We start from the raw sequence: 18,271 nt of genomic DNA on the forward strand, positions 1-18,271 counted from the left end.
GATAACAAACTAAATTTTATAAAAATAAAACTTAAAAATGAATTTTAAAATATAAAAAAGAGCATATTTTTAATACACTCTTCTCATAATTTTAGAGACTTTTCTAATGTTCACTGAATCATCAGAAAAACCTTAAACTTTTTTCTCTTCGATGTTCAGCGCATTGATTGCCAAGACAGCTTGAGTACGATTTTGTACACCCAACTTACGGAATATTGCGGTCACATGCGCTTTAATCGTCGCTTCAGAAACATCCAGTTCATATGCGATTTGTTTATTCAGCAAACCTTCGGCAACCATCATTAAGACACGGAATTGCTGTGGCGTTAGAGATTGGATACGCTCTGCCAAAGCTGTTTCATCTGCAGCACGAGGGTCAAAATTCATATTCGCAGTCGGTAAATTTGGCGGCAACCAAATTTCGCCTTCTAATACTTGGCGAATTGCTTCCCCAATATGGCTTGGATGCGCAGACTTCGGAATATAACCCATTGCACCGTGCGCAATCGCACGCTGAATAATCGATGCTTCTTCGTGGGCTGATACCACAATAATTGGAATCGCAGGATACTGTGCACGAACATGGACCAATGCAGAGAAACCCGATGCGCCAGGTAAATTTAAATCCAATAAGACTAAATCTGGTTCAGGACCATTTTCCAAACGCTCGTAGAACTCATTAACAGCCGCAGTTTCACTGATTTGAGCTTGTGGCAAACTATAACGAACCGCCTGAATTAACGCATGGCGAAACAGTGGATGATCATCAACGATTAAAATATTCATAAGCGAAGTGAGAGATCTCTAGCACAGTTCTTTTATTCTAACCGCACTATTGCTATTTAAGATACGTTAATATTAACGAATTTTTGAATTATTTGTGTGCTTTAATGAGAATTCCCTACTCTTTTTCGGTTATTTCTCAAAATACAGATTTAAATATCACTTTTAAATATAAAATAAACATCTAAAAATGAATTGCTTATTCAAATAAATAATATCAAATAAGTTCAGCAATTTAGACTATATCTTCCCCTTAAAATGAAGCGTTTTCCTGTATATCTCAAAAACTGATAACCAATCTGTTTTTCATTATTTTACCAATCTCACTGAATATAGATAAATAAATGGCATTCCGAGATTCAATTTATTAGGTTGCCAACATGTCTATTTATACTCAACAAAAACCCTTAAATATTGTTGCTGTATCAGGGGGCTTAAATAACCCTTCAAAAACAGAAAGTTTAGTTCAAGCCATTTTAGATGAGCTCGGTCAAGCAACTCCGATCAATGTGCATTTTATTAAATTCAGTGAAATTGGTCATTTACTGGGTGGTGCAATTTACCGTAACCAGCTTCCACAACGTGTACAAGATGATTTAGCAGCCGTCGAAGCAGCAGATGCCTTGATCGTCGGCACACCAGTTTATCGTGCATCTTTCACGGGTTTATTTAAACATTTCTTTGACTTTGTTGAACAAACAGCACTGGTGGATGTGCCGGTATTACTGGCTGCTTCAGGCGGAAGCGATCGCCATGCATTGGTATTGGAACATCAGCTTCGTCCATTATTTAGCTTTTTCCAAGCCCAAACCCTACCGATTGGTGTCTATGCAACCGATCGTGATTTCACACCTGAATACACCATAAAAAGTGAACATATTCAAGATCGTATTACTTTGGCTGTTGCACGCGCATTGCCAATTTTGGAATGGGCTCCTGCAAAAGGGCAACGTGCTGAGGTTGTCAAAGCTAAGACGGAACAAGCCAATCAAAACTTAGGGATTAACAAACAAATCGAGCAAGATGAGGTACTACCTTCAGCTGCAATCCCAAACTTGGATGCAGCAGAAAACCGTCTTCATGCAAAATCCAAATCACCACAATCACAGGTTGCTTAATTGCAACCTTGTTGCCGCAGATAATAAAAAATAGAGGGTCATGTTATGTCACAGTTTTCATCAAACCATACTCCAGCCATTAAGTTTGCATATTGGGTACCCAATGTCAGCGGTGGTTTAGTGGTCAGTAATATTGAACAACGTACTGACTGGAGCTATGACTATAATGTCCGCTTAGCACAAGCGGCTGAAAAAAGTGGTTTCGAATATGCCCTCACCCAAATTCGTTTCACCGCAGGCTATGGCGCTGAAAATCAACATGAGTCTGTAAGTTTTAGCCATGCTTTATTGGCGAAGACAGATAAGTTAAAAGTGATTGCAGCCATCTTGCCTGGTCCATGGAAACCTGTTTTGGCTGCAAAACAATTGGCAACGATCGACTATCTGACTAATGGTCGTATTGCCATTAATGTGGTGAGCGGTTGGTTTCGTGGTGAGTTTGATGCCATCGGTGAACCATGGCCTGAACATGATGAGCGCTATGTCCGTTCTGAAGAATTTATTCGAACTTTAAAAGGAATATGGACTACAGATAACTATAGTTTCGATGGCAAATATTATCAGTTTAAAGACTACACCTTAAAACCAAAACCTTTGCAAAAACCGCATATTGAAGTGTTTCAGGGAGGAAGTTCTCGTGCAGCACGTGATATGGCATCTCGTGTATCTGATTGGTATTTTACCAATGGCAATACTCCTGAAGAATTAAAAAAGCAAATTGATGATATTCGAGAAAAAGCCAAGCTGAATGGTCATTCAGTAAAAATTGGGGTCAATGCTTTTATTATTGCCCGTGATACAGAGCAAGAAGCCAAAGCAGTGTTACAAGAAATTATTGATCAAGCCAATGTTGAAGCAGTCAATGCTTTTGGTGATGCAACCCGTGAAGCAGGTGCCGCCTCTAAAGAGGGTGAAGGCAACTGGGCAAAATCAACTTTTGAAGACTTGGTACAATATAACGATGGCTTTAAGACCAATTTGATTGGTACTCCACAACAGATCGCTGAACGAATCGTTGAGTTAAAAAGTGTAGGCGTTGACTTAGTTCTTTCAGGCTTCTTACATTTTATTGAGGAAGTTGAATATTTTGGAGAAAAAGTGCTGCCTTTAGTACGTCAACTAGAAGAAACTCAAAAAGCGCAAATTACTGCGAAATCAGCCTGATCATTTCTAGCGCCAGAGTTTGTGCCGTAGAAAACAACAATAAACAACTAAAACAAAATTTGCAGCTTATCCCTCATGACTCGGCTTGAGGGATTTTTTTTTGACATCGCTAAAGTTTCATGGTCGTTCAGTATGAACAGCCCTATCAGCTATAAAATATCGTTCTTCACCGATTGATTTGTTTTAATCATCTATTTTGCTTCAAGTATTTAATCGACATACATATACTCAACAAGCTTGATCTTGGAAAATCTCTAATCCACATTAAAATAATCTCTTTTTGCCTGTATAGATTGGAATAAGTGGTTATGGCTTTTTTAAAGAAAACAAAAACGATCTTTTACGTCCTGATCAGTAGCATGGGACTGACGACTTATGTAAATGCCAATCAGCAAATAACCACAGCAAAGGTTGAAAATGCAATGACTCAGGCATTTCAGCCCTTAATGCAAAAATATGCAGTACCTGGGATGGCAATTGGAGTACTGTACCAAGGCAAAAGTTATGAAAAATACTATGGTGTACAATCACTTGCTGACAAGAAATCAGTCAATAAAAGTACCCTGTTTGAATTAGGCTCTGTGAGTAAACTGTTTACTGCAACGGCGGGCAGTTATGCGCAAAGTGTATCTAAACTATCACTTCAAGACCATCCAGGAAAATATTTACCTGCATTAAAAAATTCAGAAATTAATCAAGTCACACTTTTGCAGTTGGCAACCTACACTACGGGTAATCTACCATTACAATTTCCTGATCCAATCAAAACCGATGCACAAACGCTTAAATACTTTCAAGATTGGAAGGTCAATCAACCCGTTGGTCAATTTAGACAATATTCAAACCCTAGTATCGGGTTATTTGGTGAAGCTACTGCAAAAGCCATGAACATTCCGTTTAGCACATTATTAGAGCAAGTTATCTTTCCTCAACTTCAACTCCAACATAGTTATGTCAACGTCCCAAAAGCACAACAAGCCCAGTATGCTTTTGGCTATGATCAAAACAATCGCCCAATTCGAGTTAATCCGGGACCTTTCGATGCTCAAGCCTATGGGGTGAAATCAAACCTTCCTGATCTTCTACAGTTCTTAAAATTGAACTTAAATCCAGATCAAGCGAAGGCATCCATTCGACCTGCAATCGAAGGAACGCATATCGGTTACTTTAAAATGGGAGGGATGACCCAAGCACTTGGATGGGAAACTTTCGACTATCCAGCAAGCTTAGAAACATTATTAGAAAGCAACTCTGACCGTGTGGTGATGCAATCAAACCCAGTTGAAAAAACACTGGTCAAATCAGGGGCAAGAGTATTCCATAAAACAGGATCAACAAATGGTTTTGGAACCTATCTGATTTATATTCCTGCGGAAAAATTTGGCTTGGTCATGCTGATGAATAAGAGGATTGCAAATGCCGAACGTATTCAAGCCGCTTATGAAGTATTGAATACCTTGAAACATACCTCTAAACCCTAATTTTTCCTGATTGTCGAAAAGAGGTATGCACCACGTACCTCTCGGCAATCCAAAGCTTGTGCTGTCTCAGCTTCTTACCTCTAGTCAATTTTTTGAAAAAAATACAGTAAATATAATTTTTAGACCAATAAAGTCAATATGATAAATATATTGTTTGATAATCTAAAGCTTGCAATGCCACGCTTTAGATCTATAGTTTAAATCGGTTTGCGTAGGCGATGCTTCACTTTTCAGAGATGAAAAGATGACAAAAATCTTTCGTTTAAAAGGGTTCTTGCGCTGCAAACAAAGCAGTGCTTTGTTTTTGCTCATATACCCCCGCTCAACATGGCGACATCCATGTCGCCTCACGATAGCAAGACTGTCTGTGAATCAAAAAATACAAAAAACTGTTTATGCAAAACTTTCAAAAATCCATATAAAAAGCATATGCTTGTATGAATAATCAGGTGGTTTGACTATATCTAAGTTTGGTTACATAGACAAATGAAATGGCTGAGCTTAGTCAAGAATAAAAACTAGGATTAGGGACTTTTCCAGTCAACACCCACTCCCCAACCTCTTGATATTTATAGTCGATTGGATCATGTAAAGTTTGTGTGCGTACATTTCGCCAAAAACGGTCTAAATTCAATTGTGCTGTGGTTGCACGCGCACCCAAAACTTGGAAAATATTTTGGGTCACAAATAATGAGCTATTCGTTGCCGCTATTTTTGCAGTCGCAATTGCGATTGACACCTGACCCCGTTGCTGTTCAGTTAAATCTTCACCAATATTCCAAGCCGCTTGCAATGCTTCAACTGCCTGCTCTGTCAGTAAGCGTACGCTTTGTAGCTGGACATAAAAATCAGCAAAATGCTTTTGGATATACGGATCATGTATCGCTTGCTCAGCCAAAGATTTTGACCATGCTTTTTGTGTTTGTATCGATTGTCGAGCGACTTCAAATGCACCCTCTGCGACACCTAGGAAAAGATGCACAAAAATCAATTGAGCAATCAGTGGACGTAAACTTGAATACGGCGTACTTAATGGTCCAGGATTTAAAAGCAACTCATTTTTATATACTTTCACTTGTTCAAAATGGCTAGTTCCACTGTCTGTCTGACGTTGTCCCATATTGTTCCAATCCCCTAAAAAGCTTACTCCTTCTCGTTGGGTTGGAATCACAGCAATCAGTAACTGATCTGCATCATTAAAACCAGAACATAGTAAAATATCTGAGTCTATGGAACCTGAACAGAAACTTTTATCACCATGAAAAATAAATTCATTTTCAGACACTTGTTGAACAGTAGTTCGTTTATCTAAAGGGTTGAGCGTATTCCCCCAAAATAAATGTTGTTGCACAGTTTGCTCAAACCATTGCTGATACTGCTCAGGTTGAGCAAAGAGCTGAACGGTGGCGATCAATAAATGATGAAAAGCATAGACATGTGCTAAGGAACTATCCACTTGAGCAATAGTTTGAACTGTCTGAAAAATTGTCTTCCAATCTGCGCCTTGCCCACCATATTGTTGTGGAATAGCCAGGCTCAATAAACCACTTTTGCGGATCAAATCACGTTCAAACTTCGGATTGCCTCCTGCTTTGTCTCGCTCAGCTGCTGTTTGTGCAAATTGCTTTGCCAGTTCTTTTGCAATATTCAAAGCCGAAAGATTTAAAACAGATTGTGGTGCATTCATCATTTTAACTCTTATATCCAATTTATTGAGCTTAGCAGATCAAGCAAGATGACCTTATCACAATGCTTGCGTTACTTATTCGATCCTTTGAAAATAGCACTTAAAAAATACCGCCAGTATTGAGCTGACGGTATCAAACTTTAGCCTAACCAAAAGCTACTCGCGAGCTTGATCAAGTGTGAGCTTTGACTTCTGTAATCAATTGATCCACTACACTTGGATCCGCCAAAGTCGAGGTATCGCCTAAACTGTCTAATTCATTGGCAGCAATTTTTCTTAGTATCCGACGCATAATCTTACCTGAACGGGTCTTTGGTAAAGCCGGTGCCCAATAAATGGCATCTGGTGTTGCGACAGGTCCCAATACTTTACGAACCCAATTGACCAGTTCTTTACGCAATTCTTCTGTTTCAGCCTCGCCCGCTTGTAAGGTGACGTAAGCTGCAATTCCTTGCCCCTTGATCTCATGAGGCATACCCACTACGGCAGATTCAGCAACTTTTTCATGCGCTACCAATGCACTTTCAATTTCAGCCGTACCTAAACGATGACCTGAAACATTCAATACATCATCGACGCGCCCAGTAATCCAGTAATAACCATCTTTATCCCGTCGTGCACCATCACCTGTGAAATAACTTCCAGGATAGGTTGAGAAATAGGCTTCAATAAATCGCTCAGGATCTCCCCAAATGGTGCGCATTTGCCCCGGCCAAGAATCTTTGATAATCAAGTTCCCTTCAGCTTCTCCTTGCAGTTCCTGACCTTCTGCATCAACCAGCGCAGGTTGTATTCCAAATAAAGGACGTGTTGCAGAACCTGGTTTTAGTGCAGTTGCGCCTGGCAATGGTGAAATTAAAATTCCGCCTGTTTCGGTTTGCCACCATGTATCGACAATCGGACAACGGCTTTCACCCACTACGGTATAATACCAATTCCAAGCTTCAGGATTTATTGGTTCACCTACTGAGCCCAATAAACGCAAACTACTGCGGTCACTCTCACGAACGAATGCATCACCCTCACGCATCATGGCGCGAATTGCTGTCGGTGCTGTATAAAGAATCGTAATATTATGCTTATCGACAATATGTCCAGTACGTGCCCAAGTTGGATATTGTGGAATCCCTTCAGACATTACTGTGGTAGTACCGTTAGAGAGTGGTCCATAAAGCACATAAGAATGCCCTGTAATCCATCCAACATCAGCAGTGCACCAAAACACATCATCTTGCTTAATATCAAATACTTCTCTAAAGGTTGAATTCACATAAGTCAGGTAACCCCCTGTAGTATGTAAAACACCTTTCGGTTTTCCTGTGGAACCTGAAGTATATAAGATAAATAAAGGATCTTCGGCGTTCATGGCTTCTGGCGGGCAGATGTCTGTCACCGTCATAATTTCCATGTGATACCACAAATCGCGTCCCTCTTTCATTTGAATAGGGTGCCCAGTACGATGGACGACAATCATTTTTTCAACAGAACTGGTCCCCGCAAAAGTCAAGGCAGCATCCACATTTTCTTTCAATGGAATAGTTTTTCCGCCACGCATCCCCTGATCAGCGGTAATGACTAATTTGGCTTGACTGTCATCAATTCGGCTAGCCAGAGAGTCAGGAGAGAATCCTCCAAAAACCACACAATGCACCGCCCCTATACGTGCACATGCCAACATCGCGATTGCAGCTTCGGGAATCATCGGCATATACAAAATGACCCGGTCACCTTTGGTTATCCCGTTTTTTTTCAATACATTGGCAAAACGACAGACTTCATCATGCAGCTCTTCAAAAGAAATAATTTTATGTCGTGATGGATGATCACCTTCCCAGATGATTGCAGGTTTAAGTGGATGCTCTTTGAGGTGACGATCTAAACAGTTGGCACTGACATTCAACTCACCATCCGCAAACCATTCAATCTTAAAATGATCTTTGTCAAAACTGGTATTTTTAACTTGAGTAAATGGTTTGATCCAATCCAGTTTTTTTGCTGCTTCTGCCCAAAACTCGTCTGGATGCTCCACTGACTGTTGATAACGTTCAAAATACTCTTGTTCATTGGTTCTTGCGGTTTTTACAAATTGTTCTGGAACTGGATATATTTCGTTCATATTCTGCTTCCTTGATCTGTCATCTCATCACGAGATGTATGCCTACGTTATTGATTTTATTTGCTGCATGTGTTCAGTATTACGATAGCGCAATTTGATTAACAATTGTGCTTTGGTCGTAGACACGGGGGTCACTTTAACCATCGGAAAATGTTAAGTCATTTGCCAAAACATTCGAATTTTCAATATCTATGTCGCTTTTTTGATCTTATAATTTGTGGTGATAAGTGCATATGGTTTTTTTCAGAAAAAAACATTTCCTTACTGAATTTCTTCAACTGGACACAATCATCATGCAAACACAAGAATCCTCTTCATTTTTCTCAAAACAGGTCATACCACAAACTGATCATCCACTATCGATACACGGTCGTTTTAATCGTTTGAGTTATATTGCTTGGTTCGGGATCTTACAGCTGTTTTTTACTTTTGCACTGTTGAGTCTAAGTGTGATGCTGGGAATTTTGAATTTGGATTCAATGCATTTCAGCCAACATGCCATCCATTCTCTTTCTACACTCAGTCAAATGAGTTATATCTTATTGAGCTGCACATATTTATATTTCATGTTCGTGGTGGTGATTCGTCGACTTCATGATCGCAATAAATCAGGTTGGTGGATAGTGCTGTGTTTGATTCCAATCATACAGTTTTTTATGGCATTTTATTTGCTCTTTGCACGTGGTTGCAGCAAAGCCAACCGTTTCGGTCATCCCCGCCCATCTGCATTCATTGAAAAATTACTCGCTTGGTTGATGATCATTAGTTTTGTGATTGGATTATTTGCATCCACCAGTATCGTGTCTTTTATGGTAGATACAGGAGAAATTGGCAGTCCCACTACGATCATTCAAAAGAGTACTGAATATTTTTAAAGCGGATCGATTTTGCAATCAACTTTATCAATGCTGGTAAAATTCTCATCAATATTATTTTATTTTCCGGTTATACGAAAAACTGTAATCAAGGCTTAACTTCTTTAAAATTTCAGGCAAAATATGCCAATTATTTTATTGGACATCATTGTGGCTGAAGATGCAAATGCATTGAGTACCGTTGCGCAAGACACGACTCAATTGATTAGTTCTGCAGGTGAAAAAACTGCGCAAACAGTAATTCAACATACCGAAAAATATAAAGATGCATACACAACCATTGATAAATTTGTAGATGGTTTTTGGGAACGTATGCCTTATTTATGCATTGCGTTGATTGTCATCACCATTTTTTGGTTATTGTCTAAGCTGTTTAAATTCTTTGTTCGTCGAACACTCGAAAATCGTACCTATACACGCCAAAATTTAGTTTTAGTATTGAACCGTGTAGGCAGTACAGCGATTATATTTTTTGGTTTTTTAATTGCCATGGTCATCGCAATTCCTGGTTTTACACCCGGTCAATTGATGAGTGCCTTGGGGATTGGTTCGGTTGCGATTGGTTTTGCCTTTAAAGATATTTTCCAAAATCTACTTTCAGGTATTTTAATTCTTTTAGGCGAACCGTTCAAAATTGGCGATGACATTATCGTGAATAACATGGAAGGTACGGTTGAAGATATTCAAATCCGTGCGACCTTCTTACGTTCACCTGACGGTCGCCGTATTGTGATTCCAAACGCAACGGTTTATACCAGCGCAGTCACGGTCAATACGGCTTATCAGCGTCGTCGATGTGAATTTGTAGTTGGTATTGGCTATGAAGATGATGTACAAAAGGCGAAGGATATTATCCTTAAATTACTGGATAAAGATCAGCGTATCCTGAGCCAACCGGGCTTTACTGTAAACGTAACTGCTTTAGCTGATTTCTCAGTCAATTTAACAGTTCGTTGGTGGGTAGACACCACTCAAGTTGTCACTGCTGCATCGATCAGTCAAATTCAAGAAAATGTACTTGAAGCCTTTGCAGAAAATAATATTTCTATTCCTTACCCAGTTCAGGAAGTTAAAGTATATCGTGGTGATCCATCTAGCGACGATCTTGAATCAGCTCGTGCTAAATAAGCGTCCAATTACATAAGGAATCGCAGTTTCAGTGCGTAGAATACGGTTGCCCAAGCTGACAGCTTGGCAGCCGTTTTTAATGAGTAAATCAATTTCATAGGGAATAAAACCGCCCTCTGGACCAATAATTACAGTACATGCATGTTCAATCGCAAAAGGCATCTGTTGTTCCGTATAGGGATGTGCCACATAAGCTGGGCTGTGTGCGTGAATCAACTGTGGTAAAACATCTTCCACAAAGGGCTTAAAGCGTTTATATAACTCTATTTTTGGGGCAATGGTATCCCCTGCTTGTTCCAACCCCAACGTTATATAGTGTTCAAGTTGTTGTAAAAAAGGCGTTTGCCAATAGCTTTTATCGACGCGATAACTATGTATAAGTATAATTTGCTGCACGCCCATTGTGACTGCATCCATAATCAAACGCCGCAATACTTTCGGACGTGGTAGAGCGACAATCAAAGTCATGGGTAATTTTGCAGGAATGACTTCTTTTTGAATCGGTCTAATTAAAATCTCTTGTTCAGAAACAGCAATGATTTCCGTTAAATAGCGATCTCCATCTCGAACACCTACTTTCAATGTATCGCCAACCTTGACTGCGAGATGGCGATGTAAATGTTCAAGTTGTCGATTGGAACTGATTTTCCAAATATCGGACTGCGTTTGACGAGGATCGAGAAGAACAATATTCATAATAAAGTCTGGTTCATTTGGCTTGATGCATTGCAATTTTTTACAACAACGGATTTCACAACTACAGCGTATTATAGATAGCGATCAATCACGGCAATATGCTTCTGTAAAGAACCTTTATTACGATTCAATACTTCAACTGCATGCTGACTCAACTGTTGGGAAAAATCCTGATCTTCCAAGCAACGAACCAATAGCGCAACAACCTCATCGACTGTTTGTCCAACTTTCACAGCATCTGCCTGTAAGAATTCATCTACGATTGCTTGGAAATTAAAATAACGTGGTCCAATCACAGTGGGAACATCTAAAACCATTGGTTCCAAAATATTATGACCACCCCCCGGTTCATTTAATGAGCCACCAACAAAACATGCTTGGCTCAAGGCATACCACAACCACATTTCGCCCATGCTATCGGCTAAATAAACTTGCGTATCCGTTTGGATTGTCTGTTCTAAACTACGGCGATGAGTGATTAAATCTAAGCTTTGTGCTGTCGAAAAAACATCATCAAAGCGTTCAGGATGACGGGGTACAACGATCAATATCCAGTCTGGATAACTTTCTAAGTATGGCTTAAATGCCATCAGTAGTTTTTCTTCTTCAGGCGCATGCGTACTGGCAATGGTTATAATTTTTCGATTACTCAAATGCCAATCATGTTGAAGCTGCTCAGCCTGCTGTAAAAATTGCACTGGTGCAGAAATATCGAATTTAATGCTTCCAACCACTTCTGTTTTAACTTGCTGAGTACCTAAATCAACAAAACGCTGTTGAGTTGCCCGATCCTGTGCCAATAAATAATCCAGTTTTTGTAGCATCGGTAAAGTCAGACTTGGTGCTTTGGCATAACCTTTGGCTGACTTTTCTGAAAGTCTGGCATTGACCAAAATACACGGCACTTTAAATTGTTGGCTTTGATCAATTAGATTAGGCCAAAGTTCTGTTTCAACCAAAATCAGCAGTTTTGGCTGGTATTTTTGATAAAAATCAGCAATCAGATGCTTCTGATCCGCAGGTAAATATACCGCTTGAAAAAGCGACAGATACGGTGCTTTTAAAAATAATGATTTTGAGCGCGCTTGTCCTGTTTTTGTTGTATTGGTCACTAAAACAGCATGACCTGCCTTTAGATAATGCTCAATTAACGGTTGTGCTGCATTGGTTTCACCTACAGAGACACAGTGAAACCAAATTGCATGTTGATTTTTTACTGATTGAAATGGACCAAAACGTTCGAGACATTCTTGTTGGTATTCCGCCATATTTTGTGCACGTTTTTTAATTCGCCAACGATATAAAGGTTTGACGATTGCAAGTGCTGCGTTATACCAGAAAGGAGTAGTCAAACAGAATGCCTCTATACAAATCAATGGGCAAATATAACAGAGCATTATTCAGTTGTTAATGAATAATATTTAACGATTTGTTGTCACGGCACTGGAAAACTTTTTGCTAAAGCCAAGACATGTAATCCATTAGTACAAAAGCATGCTTTGTTTAGCTGATCAGAAATGAAATCTGATCGAAATTTTATGGGTTGAAGCATAGATATTTATACTACAACCCAATCTGATCTTTTGCGATTGCGATATGAACGAGATCCTATGATGCAAAGCTTTGCATATTTTAGCCACATGAAGTCAGCTACATACGCTCTAGTAAAAAAATCGTTTTAGCTCATAAAACAACAATGTGATTAAGCTAAAGCTGGATAATCAATATAGCCTTCTGCTGTTTGCGAACCAATCATATTTTCAAACACCAATTCATTCAAAGGTGCATCCTGAACCAGGCGCTCAAACAAATCAGGATTGGCAATATACGCCTTACCAAATGACACAGCATCTGCCTGACCGGATGCTAGTAATTGAATCGCATCTTCACGACTTAAACGCATATTGGCAATATACGGTACGCCACCTGAACGCTGCTTCATATATTGACTGATACTGTCTTCAGCCAAATACTCACGGGTAAAGAAAAATGCAATTTTACGCTGACCAAGTTGCTCAAGTGCATAACCAAAAGTTTCACGTGGATCAGCATCACCCATATCATGTTCATCGCCACGCGGTGCGAGATGCACACCAACACGACCTGCGCCCCATACTTCGATTAAAGCGTCTACTACTTCGAGTAAAAAGCGGGCGCGATTTTCTACCGAACCACCATATTCATCCTCACGGTGATTGGTTGAACTTTGTAAGAATTGATCGATCAAATAACCATTGGCTGCATGTAATTCCACACCATCAAAACCTGCTTGTTTGGCTTTGATTGCAGCTTGTTTATATTGTTCCGTAATGCTGTGAATTTCAGAAATTTCTAAAGTACGTGGAATCACATAGTCACGTTTAGGACGTAGTAGACTGACCTGACCTGCTTGCTGAATCGAACTCGCAGATACAGGGGTTTCACCATTAAGTAAATCTGGATGTGAAACACGACCAACATGCCATAACTGCGCCACAATTAACCCACCTCGATCATGTACTGCTTGAGTCACAGGTTTCCATCCTGCTACCTGTGCTTCAGTAAATAATCCAGGGGTATTGAGATAGCCATTGGCTTCTTCTGAAATGACAGTAGCTTCAGAAATGATTAAACCTGCACTAGCACGTTGTGCATAGTATTCAACCATCATTGCTGTAGGTACACGATCAGCGGTGGCACGGCTACGCGTTAATGGAGCCATCACCACACGATTTTTGAGATGTAAATCGCCAAGTACAAGGGGAGAATTGAGTTCAGCCATATTTGCCTCATCACTCGCTGTCCCAAATTTGAGACCTTAAAGCGAGTTTTGTAGATAATCAATATATTGCTGAATGAGCGCTTCATTGCGTGAAAAGTATGACCACTGACCATATTTTTCTGCCTGAATTAATCCTGACTGTTGTAAAACAGACAAATGATTTGACATGGTAGATTGAGAGACATTACCGAGTCTTTCGATATTCCCTGCACACACACCACGCCCAAAGCCACCGCACTGCTCTTCAGACAAATATTGTTGTGGGTTTTTAAGCCACTCCAAAATCTGACGTCGAGTCGGATTCGCCAATGCTTTAGAAATTAAATCAATATCCATCTTAGACACATTCAATTCAGAGCAAAGCTCCATTCAGCATCTTTGCATTTAATATATCGCATTTTTTCGATTTTAATATCGATTTTTTTAGATATATTGCAAAAATACAGATAAAGCTTTGCTTTTGTTAAAATTTTAAATTAAAGACCTTGTTTTAAACTGGCTTCAATAAATTTATCCAGATCACCATCCAATACTGCACCGGTATTTGAGTTTTCTACGCCTGTACGTAAGTCTTTAATACGAGAGTCATCCAATACATATGAACGAATCTGACTTCCCCAACCGATATCCGATTTGGAATCTTCAAGTGCTTGAGCTGCCTCATTACGTTTACTCATTTCCAATTCGTATAATTTGGCACGTAATTGTTTCCAAGCATGGTCACGGTTGGCATGTTGTGAACGTTGGTTCTGACAAGCCACCACAATTCCTGTTGGTGCATGAGTTAAACGGACGGCTGAGTCTGTTTTGTTAATGTGCTGACCACCCGCACCTGATGCACGGTAGGTATCTGTACGCACGTCAGCAGGATTAATATCAATTTCAATATTATCGTCAACTTCAGGTGAAACAAATACCGCTGAGAATGAGGTGTGACGGCGGTTACCAGAGTCAAATGGTGACTTACGGACTAAACGGTGCACACCTGATTCGGTACGTAACCAACCATATGCATACTCACCTTCTACACGGATTGTTGCTGATTTAATACCCGCAACATCACCATCAGATTCTTCCATCAACTCTGCTTTAAAGCCATGACGTTCAATCCAACGCATATACATACGTAACAGCATAGAAGCCCAATCTTGCGCTTCGGTACCACCAGAACCTGCTTGGATTTCTACATAGCAAGGATTCGGATCCATTGGATTACTAAACATACGACGGAATTCAAGTTTTGCCAACTCTTCTTCAGCCGAGCTCAATTCAGCTTGTACATCAGCCAATAAGCTTTCATCATCTGCTTCAACTGCTAGATCAAGCATAGCTTGGGCATCATCTAACTGCGTTGCCAAACCTTCTAATACATTGATGACGTTTTCAAGCTCGCCTTTTTCTTTCGCCATAGCTTGTGCACGGCTTTGATCATTCCAGATCGCAGGATCTTCTAACTCGCGGAGAACCTCTTCTAAACGCTCTTTCTTTAGATCGTAGTCAAAGATACCCCCGTAGTGTTAGACCACGGTCATTTAAGTCTTTTAGCTGAACTAGATAAGGATTAATTTCCACGAGTTTTAATCTCACATTTGACGTCTTTTAATTCGCAGGCATTCTACCACAGAGTACAAAAAGTTGAGATATGGCTTTTTATAGTTCCATATAAAGCTCAGTAATGCTCTTCAAACATGAGGGAAATAAATTAATCTTCACAATCTCTTTAATCACTTTGTAACCGTCGATTATGGTGTTCAAAAATGATACTACTGATAAATTAATTAAGAGCTCGTTAATGCCTACATACTTTTTTATTACAAAGTATGTCCATCACTTACCCAAAGCCTACTAATATCCACATTATCCACACAGTTTTAATAAAACAAAACACAATATTTAAATTATATTTATCATATATTTAATATTAATTATTTACATATACTCACTATTGTTACAGTCTCGTTACCATCACATGGTTGACGATTTTTGAATTTCACCTAAACTCGAAATTGTAACTAAACATGTATAAATCAATTCTTCTTCATAGGGGGCAAATTCCATGAAAAAATTAGCAATTGCATCTGCAATCTTTTCCGTAGCCGCTTTAACTGGCACTGCACATGCTTACCAAGCAGAAGTAGGTGGTTCTTATACTTATAATGATTGGGACAACTCTGATGCTACTCATAACTTCGGTGTAGATGGTACTTATTACTTTAAACCAGTACAAACACGTAACTCACCGTTGAATGAAGCTGCATTCTTAGATCGTGCAAGTAATGTAAAAGCCAATGTAGAATATGCAAAAAACAGCGGTGTAAAAGACAGCCAATACGGTGCTGGTCTTGAATACTTCGTACCAAACTCTGACTTCTATGTAAGTGGTCGTATTGGTCGTGACGAACATGAAGTCGATCGTACAGACATCGACAATAAAGTAACAACTTACGGTGCTGAAGTGGGTTATTTACCTGCACCAGGTTTATTACTTGCTTTGGGTGTAACGGGTTATGACGTTAAAAACGGTGATGACGGCGCAGACCCAACTGTACGTGCTAAATATGTAACTAAAGTGGGTCAATATGATGCTAACTTTGAAGCATTTGGCGCATTCGGTGATTTAGACGAATATAAAGTACGTGGTGACTTATATTTAGATAAAACTTTAAGTGTTGGTGCTGATTACTATAACAATGATCTTACGAAACGTGATGAATGGGGTATTTCTGCGAAGAAATTCTTCAATCAAAACGTAAGCTTAGAAGGTCGTGTTGGTTTCGGTGATGACTACAACACTTATGGCGTTCGTGCTGGATACCGTTTCTAAGCCTCAGTACATTAAACAACGCTCTTTATGAGTAACAAAAGCCAATCAACTCGTTGATTGGCTTTTTTATATGTGTATGCATCATTAATTAAATATGTTTTCGAATAGAGCTATTCTCTAAAATTAAAAGAAAAAATTTTTTGATTAAAAGGTTAAATCAAAATACTTTTATTATCTTAAAATTTTAGATGCAGTAACAATCTCTACGGGCAAAGGTTCTTCTAGGTTTAAAGTTGATAGAAACTGTATCATTTCATTAAAACTATTCTCGTCCCCCAAAACTATTTCATCTATTCCTAATAAATCACCATTGGAACGTTTTCTCTCTAAACGTGTTGCCTCTTCTTTATCCATTGTAACTAAAAAGCATTTTGCTTTTCGATGTACATATTTTAAAGAAACTGATTCTAAATCAGCTTGTTTATAGCGTTCTCTCAGTGAAGTTTTTGCAGAAATAGAAATTGGACCATGCTCTTTACTGTAAATAATAAAATCAAAATTTACATTTGGTACAAAAACAACTTTTGCTTGAATAAATATAGGAGAAATTCCATTTTTTAGCATAACTGTTGCTAGAATTGCTTCAAATAATTTACCATTTAAATTGTTTTCACGTAGTGGATATTGAGTACAATATACTCTCCAAAACCTTTCCACTTGCTTGCTAGGTGATAAACCATCAATATTTTCTGTTTTTTCTAAAACAAACTTATATGCTTCGAAAACTTTACCTCGAGAGACAACATTAAATTGCTCAATTAAATGTATATTGTTGTGCACTGATTTTTTCCTTTATTTTTTTATAAAATGCTTCAATCACATCAACAGAAACAGAATTCCCTAACTGCTTCATAGCCTCAACTTCTGATACAGGAAATCTAAAATTCTTTGGAAATCCTTGCATTAACTTACCTTCATTAGAAGTTATACGCCTAATTTCACCATCAACCTTATAAAACTCCCAATTACGACGATCCCCATAAACGGAGCCTCTTCCCCCTACACGCAAAGTGAAACCAATTTCTTTTTCACAATTGCCCTCCAAAATATCACTCATCGTTAGTTTCAATGGTAATTTTTCAGGCAATTCTATCTGCGTTTCTCCATCTTTAAAACCAATCATAAATAGGCGAGGTCGATGTTGAGGCAAGCCATAATCGCTAGATTTAACAACAAAACTTTGAAATGTATAACCTAAATTTTCTAATTTTTCTTTAATAATACTAAAAGTACGACCATCATCATGTTTCAATAAACCACGAACATTTTCTAAAAAATATGCTTTAGGTTGCTTTGCTTCAAGAATTTTCAATATATTGAAAAAAAGAGTCCCTCGAACATCTTCAAATCCTTTTTTATGTCCAGCTTGACTAAATGGCTGACATGGAAAACCCGCACACAAAACCTCATGATCAGGTATATTATTAGGATCAATTAAAGTTATATCACCATGCATTTTTTCTTTTTCTAAAGCATGATTTTCTAAATAAGTTTTTACAGCATTTTCATTTATTTCAGAGGCAAAAACGCATTTAGCACCTTGATTTGCAAGGGCTAGATGAAAACCACCTATCCCTGCAAAAAGGTCAATGAAGCGAATTTGTTGCAGCTGATCTAAAAGTTGCAACTGTTGCATCT

At 38.8% G+C, this 18,271-nt stretch carries 16 protein-coding genes; 6 read left to right on the plus strand and 10 right to left on the minus strand.

Features of this window, described 5'->3' with window-relative positions; genetic code table 11:
- Positions 1-132: 132 nt before the first annotated feature.
- On the minus strand, positions 133-786 hold the full coding sequence (locus ACINWC743_RS08530; protein ID WP_004832028.1) for a response regulator: 654 nt from the start codon (positions 784-786) through the stop codon (positions 133-135).
- Between the two features lie 377 nt (positions 787-1,163).
- Between ACINWC743_RS08530 and msuE the strand changes: the two genes are divergently transcribed.
- From msuE to ampC, 3 genes are all read left to right on the plus strand, one after another.
- Positions 1,164-1,901, plus strand: a complete 738-nt coding sequence (gene msuE, locus ACINWC743_RS08535; protein ID WP_004832030.1) for an FMN reductase — start codon at positions 1,164-1,166, stop codon at positions 1,899-1,901.
- A gap of 45 nt (positions 1,902-1,946) precedes the next feature.
- Positions 1,947-3,065, plus strand: coding sequence for a dimethylsulfone monooxygenase SfnG (sfnG, locus tag ACINWC743_RS08540; protein ID WP_009585143.1), 1,119 nt, complete (start codon positions 1,947-1,949; stop codon positions 3,063-3,065).
- A 308-nt stretch (positions 3,066-3,373) separates the two neighbouring features.
- The gene (gene ampC, locus ACINWC743_RS08545) at positions 3,374-4,546 is read left to right on the plus strand and encodes a class C beta-lactamase (RefSeq protein WP_009585129.1); all 1,173 of its coding nucleotides are present in this window, start codon (positions 3,374-3,376) and stop codon (positions 4,544-4,546) included.
- A gap of 505 nt (positions 4,547-5,051) precedes the next feature.
- Here ampC and ACINWC743_RS08550 read toward each other — a convergent pair.
- Complete coding sequence (locus ACINWC743_RS08550) at positions 5,052-6,236, minus strand: acyl-CoA dehydrogenase family protein (protein WP_009585134.1); 1,185 nt, start codon at positions 6,234-6,236, stop codon at positions 5,052-5,054.
- Positions 6,237-6,405: 169 nt separating this feature from the next.
- Positions 6,406-8,349, minus strand: a complete 1,944-nt coding sequence (acs, locus tag ACINWC743_RS08555) for an acetate--CoA ligase (protein ID WP_009585117.1) — start codon at positions 8,347-8,349, stop codon at positions 6,406-6,408.
- 293 nt (positions 8,350-8,642) lie between these two features.
- Here acs and ACINWC743_RS08560 point away from each other — a divergent pair, with 293 nt between their 5' ends.
- A complete protein-coding gene (locus tag ACINWC743_RS08560) occupies positions 8,643-9,224 on the plus strand; it encodes a DUF805 domain-containing protein (protein WP_009585132.1) in 582 nt (193 codons plus the stop codon).
- A 123-nt stretch (positions 9,225-9,347) separates the two neighbouring features.
- Positions 9,348-10,352, plus strand: a complete 1,005-nt coding sequence (locus tag ACINWC743_RS08565) for a mechanosensitive ion channel family protein (RefSeq protein ID WP_004832039.1) — start codon at positions 9,348-9,350, stop codon at positions 10,350-10,352.
- On the opposite strand, the gene ACINWC743_RS08570 is transcribed toward ACINWC743_RS08565, so the two are convergent.
- The 5 genes from ACINWC743_RS08570 to prfB form a co-directional block, all read right to left on the minus strand.
- The gene (locus tag ACINWC743_RS08570; protein ID WP_009585128.1) at positions 10,335-11,048 is read right to left on the minus strand and encodes a 16S rRNA (uracil(1498)-N(3))-methyltransferase; all 714 of its coding nucleotides are present in this window, start codon (positions 11,046-11,048) and stop codon (positions 10,335-10,337) included. The genes ACINWC743_RS08565 and ACINWC743_RS08570 overlap by 18 nt on opposite strands.
- A gap of 71 nt (positions 11,049-11,119) precedes the next feature.
- Positions 11,120-12,400 carry a 3-deoxy-D-manno-octulosonic acid transferase gene (locus tag ACINWC743_RS08575; RefSeq protein ID WP_009585122.1) on the minus strand — a complete coding sequence of 427 codons (1,281 nt, stop codon included), beginning with the start codon at positions 12,398-12,400 and terminating at the stop codon, positions 11,120-11,122.
- A gap of 350 nt (positions 12,401-12,750) precedes the next feature.
- Positions 12,751-13,809, minus strand: coding sequence for an alkene reductase (locus tag ACINWC743_RS08580; RefSeq protein WP_005034642.1), 1,059 nt, complete (start codon positions 13,807-13,809; stop codon positions 12,751-12,753).
- A gap of 36 nt (positions 13,810-13,845) precedes the next feature.
- Positions 13,846-14,145, minus strand: a complete 300-nt coding sequence (locus ACINWC743_RS08585; RefSeq protein ID WP_009585144.1) for an ArsR/SmtB family transcription factor — start codon at positions 14,143-14,145, stop codon at positions 13,846-13,848.
- 140 nt (positions 14,146-14,285) lie between these two features.
- Positions 14,286-15,381 (minus strand): peptide chain release factor 2 gene (gene prfB / locus ACINWC743_RS08590; RefSeq protein ID WP_100250478.1). Its coding sequence is split into 2 segments (ribosomal slippage): positions 14,286-15,308 and positions 15,310-15,381, totalling 1,095 coding nucleotides; the frame shifts between segments, so codons are not numbered across the junction.
- Positions 15,382-15,865: 484 nt separating this feature from the next.
- On the opposite strand from prfB, the gene ACINWC743_RS08595 reads away from it, so the two are divergent.
- Positions 15,866-16,633, plus strand: a complete 768-nt coding sequence (locus tag ACINWC743_RS08595) for a putative porin (protein ID WP_009585116.1) — start codon at positions 15,866-15,868, stop codon at positions 16,631-16,633.
- Between the two features lie 171 nt (positions 16,634-16,804).
- On the opposite strand, the gene ACINWC743_RS08600 is transcribed toward ACINWC743_RS08595, so the two are convergent.
- Positions 16,805-17,413 (minus strand): BsaWI family type II restriction enzyme, encoded by a 609-nt coding sequence (locus ACINWC743_RS08600; protein ID WP_009585121.1) that lies wholly within the window; start codon positions 17,411-17,413, stop codon positions 16,805-16,807.
- Complete coding sequence (locus ACINWC743_RS08605) at positions 17,388-18,269, minus strand: DNA cytosine methyltransferase (RefSeq protein WP_009585119.1); 882 nt, start codon at positions 18,267-18,269, stop codon at positions 17,388-17,390. The genes ACINWC743_RS08600 and ACINWC743_RS08605 overlap by 26 nt, the downstream gene beginning before the upstream one ends.
- Between the last annotated feature and the right edge of the window lie 2 nt (positions 18,270-18,271).

The sequence above is a fragment of the Acinetobacter sp. WC-743 genome (genome assembly GCF_000335555.1).
GTDB classification, from domain to species: Bacteria; Pseudomonadota; Gammaproteobacteria; order Pseudomonadales; family Moraxellaceae; genus Acinetobacter; species Acinetobacter bereziniae.

What these genes read in the sequence shown, in the direction of transcription:
- ACINWC743_RS08595 (WP_009585116.1), top strand. Translation starts at nt 15,866, where the DNA reads ATGAAAAAATTAGCAATTGCATCTGCAATCTTTTCCGTAGCCGCTTTA.
- ACINWC743_RS08530 (WP_004832028.1), bottom strand. Translation starts at nt 786, where the DNA reads ATGAATATTTTAATCGTTGATGATCATCCACTGTTTCGCCATGCGTTA.
- msuE (WP_004832030.1), top strand. Translation starts at nt 1,164, where the DNA reads ATGTCTATTTATACTCAACAAAAACCCTTAAATATTGTTGCTGTATCA.
- ACINWC743_RS08550 (WP_009585134.1), bottom strand. Translation starts at nt 6,236, where the DNA reads ATGATGAATGCACCACAATCTGTTTTAAATCTTTCGGCTTTGAATATT.
- sfnG (WP_009585143.1), top strand. Translation starts at nt 1,947, where the DNA reads ATGTCACAGTTTTCATCAAACCATACTCCAGCCATTAAGTTTGCATAT.
- ACINWC743_RS08565 (WP_004832039.1), top strand. Translation starts at nt 9,348, where the DNA reads ATGCCAATTATTTTATTGGACATCATTGTGGCTGAAGATGCAAATGCA.
- ACINWC743_RS08570 (WP_009585128.1), bottom strand. Translation starts at nt 11,048, where the DNA reads ATGAATATTGTTCTTCTCGATCCTCGTCAAACGCAGTCCGATATTTGG.
- ACINWC743_RS08580 (WP_005034642.1), bottom strand. Translation starts at nt 13,809, where the DNA reads ATGGCTGAACTCAATTCTCCCCTTGTACTTGGCGATTTACATCTCAAA.
- acs (WP_009585117.1), bottom strand. Translation starts at nt 8,349, where the DNA reads ATGAACGAAATATATCCAGTTCCAGAACAATTTGTAAAAACCGCAAGA.
- ACINWC743_RS08560 (WP_009585132.1), top strand. Translation starts at nt 8,643, where the DNA reads ATGCAAACACAAGAATCCTCTTCATTTTTCTCAAAACAGGTCATACCA.
- ACINWC743_RS08585 (WP_009585144.1), bottom strand. Translation starts at nt 14,145, where the DNA reads ATGGATATTGATTTAATTTCTAAAGCATTGGCGAATCCGACTCGACGT.
- ampC (WP_009585129.1), top strand. Translation starts at nt 3,374, where the DNA reads ATGGCTTTTTTAAAGAAAACAAAAACGATCTTTTACGTCCTGATCAGT.
- ACINWC743_RS08605 (WP_009585119.1), bottom strand. Translation starts at nt 18,269, where the DNA reads ATGCAACAGTTGCAACTTTTAGATCAGCTGCAACAAATTCGCTTCATT.